Genomic DNA, 6538 nt, shown 5'->3' with positions numbered 1-6538 from the left:
CAAACCCGGGCGCCTCGGTCCTTCTGAATTACCGTGGCGTCTTTGTTGGGGCGGCTGCGCCACCCAGCGCGGGGCAAGCCCGCTCACTACAGAGTTTGGTCGTGGCAGGTCCTCTTAACTGACTGGCATTAGGGCAAGCCCGCTCCCACCTGAAGATCAGTGCTTGCTCTGGTCCTGAGGCATGGAAAGCAGCTGCTTTTCCTGGTTCCAGTCGAACGGTTCGTCGTTCTGTTCGGCCTCATAGCGACGCTCTTCCAGGGCCTGGTACATGTCCAGTTCTTCGTCGGGCATGAAGTGCAGGCAATCGCCGCCGAAGAACCACAGCAGGTCGCGTGGCACCAGATGGGCAATTTGCGGGTAGCGCAGGATGACCTGACTCATCAGGTCCTGGCCCAGGTACTGGCTTTCGATGGGGTCGACCGGCAGCAGGGCGCGCAGTTCGTCGAAACGCTCCAGGAACAGCGCATGGCTTTCCTCAGGCACCTGTTCGGCTTCGCCGACGGCAACCAGGATGCTGCGCAGGTGGTCGAGCAAGACGAGATGATCGGCAACGGCGTTGGACACGAGATAAGTCCTCTAAAGCAAAAACGGGCGCGAGAGTATATAGCTCAAGCGCCCGTAATTATATGACCGCCCGACTCAGCGGACTTTACCCTCAGCCTGGGCCAGTTCTTCCTTGCTGAAATCGTCCACGTCGATCACCTTGCGTCGCGCGGCTTCAGCCTCACGCAGCGTCTGCGCTTCGGCGGCCTGCAGGACGCCTGCGTTCAGCGCGGCATCGATGACATGCTCGCCCGCAGCGGGTTTGACCTGGCCGCTTTTGAGCGCGGTGTGCAGTTTTTTCTGCAAGGGCTGGCCGGCACCGAGCAGGTCGTAGGCGTGTTGCAGTGCGCCCACCGGATCCTCCGCCGATTGTGGGCGGTAGCAGCCGGCCAGCAACTCCTCCAGGGTCGGGTCGCCCTTGGCCCGGCCGATCACCGCGGCCACTTCGGCATCCAGCGCATCGGACGGTCCGGTATGGCGACGCCCGAACGGGAACACGATCACCCGCAACAGGCAACCGAGCACTTTGTTCGGGAAGTTGCTCAACAGTTGATCCAGTGCGTGCTCCGACTGGCCGAGGCTTTCTTCCATGGCCCAGGCGAACAGCGGCTCCAGGTGATCCGGCGAATCGAGGTCGTGATAACGCTTGAGCGCGGCCGATGCCAGGTACATATGGCTCAGCACATCGCCCAGGCGTGCGGACAAGCGTTCACGACGTTTCAACTCGCCGCCGAGCAGCATCATGCTCAAGTCGGCGAGCAGGGCGAACGCGGCGGCCTGGCGGTTCAAGGCGCGGAAGTAACCCTGGCTCAAGCGGTTGCCCGGGGCTTTCTCGAAATGCCCCACACCAAGGTTCAGTACCAGCGTGCTGGCGGCGTTGCTCACGGCAAAGCCGATGTGCTGCAGCAGCAGGCCATCGAACTCCTTGAGAGCCTGGTCATGGTCTTCGCGACCGGCCAGGGCCATTTCCTTGAGCACGAACGGATGGCAGCGAATGGCGCCCTGGCCGAAGATCATCAGGTTGCGCGACAGGATATTTGCGCCTTCCACGGTGATGAAGATCGGCGCGCCCTGCCAGTTACGGCCCAGGTAGTTGTTCGGGCCCATGATGATGCCCTTGCCGCCGTGCACGTCCATGGCGTGGCTGATGCACTCGCGACCGCGTTCGGTGAGGTGGTACTTGAGGATCGCCGACAGCACCGAAGGTTTTTCCCCCAGGTCCACGGCGTTGGCGGTGAGCATGCGTGCGCTGTCCATCAGCCAGGCGTTGCCGCCGATACGCGCCAGGGCTTCCTGGATACCTTCGAAGGCCGACAGCGGCACGTTGAACTGTTCACGTACCTGAGCGTACTGGCCGGTCACCAGGCTGGTGAACTTGGCGGCGCCGGTGCCCACGGCAGGCAGCGAGATCGAACGGCCAACCGACAGGCAGTTCATCAGCATCATCCAGCCTTTGCCGAGCATTTCCTGGCCGCCGATGAGGTATTCCAGGGGAATGAACACATCCTTGCCGGAATTGGGGCCGTTCATGAACGCGGCACCCAGGGGCAGGTGACGGCGACCGATTTCGACGCCGGGGGTGTCGGTGGGGATCAGCGCAAGGCTGATGCCCAGGTCTTCTTCTTCGCCCAGCAGATGGTCCGGGTCATATGCCTTGAAGGCCAGGCCCAGCAGCGTCGCGACCGGGCCGAGGGTGATGTAGCGTTTTTCCCAGTTCAGGCGCAGGCCGAGGGTTTCCTTGCCTTCCCATTCTCCCTTGCAGATCACACCGGTGTCGGGCATGGCGCCGGCGTCGGAGCCGGCCAGCGGGCCGGTCAGGGCGAAGCAGGGGATGTCATCGCCACGGGCCAGGCGTGGCAGATAGTGGTTGCGTTGTTCGTCGGTGCCGTAATGCAGCAGCAGTTCAGCCGGGCCGAGGGAGTTGGGCACCATCACCGTCGAGGCCAGGTCGCCGCTGCGCGTGGCCAGCTTCATCGCCACCTGGGAATGGGCATAGGCGGAGAAACCCTTGCCGCCGTACTCCTTGGGAATGATCAGCGCAAAGAAACCGTGGGTCTTGATGTGCTCCCAGGCGGCGGGCGGCAGGTCCATGGCCTGGCCGATTTCCCAGTCGCTGACCATGGCGCAGAGTTCTTCGGTGGGGCCGTCGATAAACGCTTGTTCTTCTTCGGTCAGTTGGGCCTTGGGGTAGGCCAGCAACTTGTCCCAGTCGGGGCGGCCGCTGAACAGTTCGCCATCCCACCACACGGTGCCGGCATCAATGGCGTCGCGCTCGGTCTCGGACATCGGTGGCAGGACTTTCTGGAACCAGTTGAACAGTGGCTTGGTGAAGTATTGACGACGCAGGTCGGGCAGCAGCAGGGGGGCGGCGACTGCCGCGATCAATACCCAGAAGATCAGCAACAGCCAGCCCGGCGCGTGGCTCCAGGCGCCCATCGCCAGCAGGTAGACGGCGACCACGCCCAGGGCGGGCAGGGGCGCGGTGCGGCGGTGTGCCAGGTAGGCAATGCCGAACACTAGAACCAGTATCCACAACAACAGCATATTCAATCCTCCGTGAAACCAGGGGCGAAACCACCTTGGAGCTTAGTCGGCATCCGAAAAAGCGCGGTGATCAGGGTGTAACGAGTTGTATTGGGAGCACCATCACCAGGCGCCGACATTTGGCCGAATCGTCGTTATCGCCAGGGCAGACCTGTCGTTAAACTCCAGGCATGTCTCGGAGATAACGCTTATGGATACGTACCTGCGTCCCAGCCGCTTCATCGATAGTGACCACCCTGCGGTGGTGGAGTTCGCCGAAAAACATCGAGGTCCGAGCGCGGATCCGCGTGACCAGGCAGTCAGTCTTTACTACGCCGTACGTGAGGCTATTCGCTACAACCCTTACACCTTCAGCCGCGATCCCGGCAGCTTGAAAGCCAGCTTCGCCCTGGCCACCGGCGAGAGCTATTGCGTGCCCAAGGCTACCCTGCTCGCCGCGTGTGCTCGCCATTGCGGTATCCCGGCGCGCATCGGCCTGGCGGATGTGCGTAATCATCTGTCGACTCCCCGCCTGATCGCGCTGCTCAAGAGTGATGTATTCGCCATGCATGGCTACACCGAGTTGTACCTGCGGGGCCGCTGGGTCAAGGCCACGCCGGCGTTCAACCAGCAACTGTGCGAGTTGTTCGATGTACCGCCACTGGAATTCGATGGCATTCACGACAGCATCTTCCACGCATTCAACCGTCAGGGCCGACGCTCGATGGAATATGTGCTGGAGCACGGGCAGTTTCCGGACGTGCCCGAAGCGTTTTTTTTCGCCCACATTCAGCAGTGCTACCCACACCTGTTTAACGAGGACATGCCGCCCCTGCTGGGCGACATGCACAGCGATTCAAGCCGCGCGTGAACCGGCGTATGCTGCTGCATTCATCAAGCCATGTTCATCAACGATAAGGCGCGGTCATGCTGAAGATCTGGGGTCGTAAAAATTCATCAAACGTCAGGAAAGCACTGTGGTGCGCCGAGGAACTCGGCCTGGACTATGAGGCAATTGATGCGGGCGGGGCTTTTGGCGTGGTCGACACGCCGCAATATCGGGCAATGAATCCCAATGGCCGGGTACCGGTGATCGAAGACGGTGATTTTGTGCTGTGGGAATCCAACACCATCGTGCGTTACCTGTGCGCCAAGCATGCGTCGGCGTTTTACCCGAGCGACGTGCAAGCCCGCGCCAACGCCGAAAAGTGGATGGACTGGACCACCTCGACCCTCGCCGAGCCGTTCAAGGCAGTGTTCTGGGGCATCGTGCGTACCCCGGCGGAAAAACAGAACTGGGACAGCATCAACGCTGGGCGCCAGGCCTGTATCGATGCTTTGGCTACCGTGGACAAAGCCCTGGCCGAGCAGCCTTATTTGTCCGGCCACGCATTCGGCATGGGTGATATCCCCCTGGGCTGCTTTATTTACGCCTGGTTCGAAATGCCTATCGAGCGTCCTGCAATGCCGCATTTGGAGGCTTGGTACCAGCGCCTGCAGCAACGCCCGGCGTACCGCAAAGCCGTGATGACTGCGTTGACTTAATACCTACTATTAATACGGGTGACTGTACTTGTGCGACGTGGGCACGCACCATGCCCGTGCATCGCAGGTTGAACTACCTGCGGTGCGCCCTCATCTATCTTGTCTATTCCCTTCTTTGGTGCGTAATCCGATATGAGTTCCGCTCTGTCCATCCGGCAGCTAACCAAAACCTACGGCAACGGTTTCCAGGCCTTGAGTGGTATCGATCTGGACGTCGCCGAAGGTGACTTTTTCGCCTTGCTCGGCCCCAACGGCGCCGGCAAATCCACGACCATCGGCATCCTCTCGACCCTGGTCAACAAGACCAGCGGCAGCGTGAATATCTTTGGTCATGACCTGGACAAATCCCCTGCGGCGCTCAAGCGTGCCATCGGCGTGGTGCCCCAGGAGTTCAATTTCAACCAGTTCGAAAAGACCTTCGACATCGTCGTGACCCAGGCCGGCTACTACGGCATCCCGGCGAAAGTCGCCAAGGAGCGCGCCGAGCAGTACCTCACCCAACTGGGCTTGTGGGACAAACGCGACGTGCCGTCCCGCTCGCTGTCCGGGGGAATGAAGCGTCGCCTGATGATTGCCCGTGCGCTGGTTCATGAACCGCGCCTGCTGATCCTCGATGAACCCACCGCGGGCGTGGACATCGAACTGCGTCGCTCGATGTGGACCTTCCTGACCGAGCTGAACGAGAAGGGCATTACCATCATCCTCACCACCCATTACCTGGAAGAGGCTGAGCAACTGTGCCGCAATATCGGCATCATCGACCACGGCACCATCGTCGAGAACACCAGCATGCGTAACCTGCTGGGCCAGTTGCATGTGGAAACCTTCCTGCTGGACCTGAAAAACAATCTGTCGGCGCCGCCGCAGTTGCTCGGTTACCCAAGCCGGCTGGTCGATGGCCACACCCTGGAGGTCCAGGTGGACAAGGCCATGGGCATCACTGCGCTGTTCACCCAGTTGGCGACTCAGAACATCGAAGTGCTGAGCCTGCGTAACAAAACCAATCGCCTTGAGGAGTTGTTCGTGTCCCTGGTGGAGAAAAATCTGGCGAAGGTGGCGGTATGAGTTCCGAACTGCAACCCAACCTCGTTGCCCTGCAAACCATTGTCTACCGCGAAGTGAAGCGCTTTACCCGGATCTGGCCGCAAACCCTGCTGCCGCCGGCGATCACCATGGTCCTGTACTTCGTGATCTTCGGTAACCTGATCGGTCGCCAGATCGGTGACATGGGTGGCTTTACCTACATGGAGTACATCGTGCCGGGGCTGATCATGATGTCGGTGATCACCAACTCCTACGGCAACGTGGTCTCCAGCTTCTTCGGCAGCAAGTTCCAGCGCTCCATCGAAGAACTGATGGTGTCGCCGGTGTCGCCCCACACCATCCTGATCGGCTATACCCTGGGCGGCGTGCTGCGTGGCTTGATGGTCGGCGTGATCGTGACCTTGCTGTCGTTGTTCTTCACCCATCTGCAAGTGCATCACCTGGGCGTCACCCTGCTGGTGGTGGTGCTGACGGCGACGATCTTTTCGCTGCTGGGGTTTATCAACGCGGTCTTTGCACGCAACTTCGATGATATTTCAATCATCCCGACCTTCGTGCTGACGCCGCTGACTTACCTGGGCGGTGTGTTCTACTCCATTACCCTGCTGCCGCCGTTCTGGCAGACCGTGTCGCTGGCCAACCCGGTACTGCACATGGTCAACGCCTTTCGCTACGGCATCCTGGGGGTATCGGATATCAAGATCAGCGTGGCGATCACCTTTATGCTGATCGCTACCGTGGTGTTGTACATCGGTTGCGCGAGGCTGCTGGTGAGCGGGCGCGGTATGCGTACGTAAGGTCGAACGCTGTAAAAATGTGGGAGGGGGCTTGCTCCCGATGGCGGTGTGTCAGTCAATCAATAAGGTGACTGGTCCACCGCCAT

The 6538-nt window shown here is 60.6% G+C and carries 6 protein-coding genes; 4 read left to right on the top strand and 2 right to left on the bottom strand.

Annotation, left to right across the window (positions count from 1 at the left end; translation table 11 throughout):
- Positions 1–156 precede the first annotated feature (156 nt).
- The gene (locus ACQRBT_RS00270; protein ID WP_060756949.1) at positions 157–564 is read right to left on the bottom strand and encodes a PA2817 family protein; all 408 of its coding nucleotides are present in this window, start codon (positions 562–564) and stop codon (positions 157–159) included.
- Positions 565–639: 75 nt separating this feature from the next.
- Complete coding sequence (locus ACQRBT_RS00265; protein WP_412047747.1) at positions 640–3087, bottom strand: acyl-CoA dehydrogenase; 2448 nt, start codon at positions 3085–3087, stop codon at positions 640–642.
- A 190-nt stretch (positions 3088–3277) separates the two neighbouring features.
- Here ACQRBT_RS00265 and ACQRBT_RS00260 point away from each other — a divergent pair, with 190 nt between their 5' ends.
- The 4 genes from ACQRBT_RS00260 to ACQRBT_RS00245 all read left to right on the top strand — a co-directional run bounded on the left by ACQRBT_RS00260 (position 3278) and on the right by ACQRBT_RS00245 (position 6452).
- The gene (locus ACQRBT_RS00260; protein WP_205345447.1) at positions 3278–3937 is read left to right on the top strand and encodes a transglutaminase-like domain-containing protein; all 660 of its coding nucleotides are present in this window, start codon (positions 3278–3280) and stop codon (positions 3935–3937) included.
- 56 nt (positions 3938–3993) lie between these two features.
- Positions 3994–4611 carry a glutathione S-transferase family protein gene (locus ACQRBT_RS00255; protein WP_104995951.1) on the top strand — a complete coding sequence of 206 codons (618 nt, stop codon included), beginning with the start codon at positions 3994–3996 and terminating at the stop codon, positions 4609–4611.
- A gap of 132 nt (positions 4612–4743) precedes the next feature.
- Positions 4744–5676 carry an ABC transporter ATP-binding protein gene (locus tag ACQRBT_RS00250; RefSeq protein WP_060756953.1) on the top strand — a complete coding sequence of 311 codons (933 nt, stop codon included), beginning with the start codon at positions 4744–4746 and terminating at the stop codon, positions 5674–5676.
- A complete protein-coding gene (locus tag ACQRBT_RS00245) occupies positions 5673–6452 on the top strand; it encodes an ABC transporter permease (RefSeq protein WP_060756954.1) in 780 nt (259 codons plus the stop codon). The genes ACQRBT_RS00250 and ACQRBT_RS00245 overlap by 4 nt, the downstream gene beginning before the upstream one ends.
- Positions 6453–6538 lie beyond the last annotated feature (86 nt).

Source organism: Pseudomonas sp. R19M (assembly GCF_050312585.1).
Lineage (GTDB): Bacteria > Pseudomonadota > Gammaproteobacteria > Pseudomonadales > Pseudomonadaceae > Aquipseudomonas > Aquipseudomonas palleroniana.
Note: the sequence above shows the minus strand (reverse complement) of the source record. Positions and strands in the feature narration are given on the sequence as shown.

Excerpts from the sequence above, each read along its gene's own strand:
- ACQRBT_RS00265 (WP_412047747.1), bottom strand. The coding sequence starts at position 3,087 with ATGCTGTTGTTGTGGATACTGGTTCTAGTGTTCGGCATTGCCTACCTG.
- ACQRBT_RS00250 (WP_060756953.1), top strand. The coding sequence starts at position 4,744 with ATGAGTTCCGCTCTGTCCATCCGGCAGCTAACCAAAACCTACGGCAAC.
- ACQRBT_RS00245 (WP_060756954.1), top strand. The coding sequence starts at position 5,673 with ATGAGTTCCGAACTGCAACCCAACCTCGTTGCCCTGCAAACCATTGTC.
- ACQRBT_RS00260 (WP_205345447.1), top strand. The coding sequence starts at position 3,278 with ATGGATACGTACCTGCGTCCCAGCCGCTTCATCGATAGTGACCACCCT.
- ACQRBT_RS00255 (WP_104995951.1), top strand. The coding sequence starts at position 3,994 with ATGCTGAAGATCTGGGGTCGTAAAAATTCATCAAACGTCAGGAAAGCA.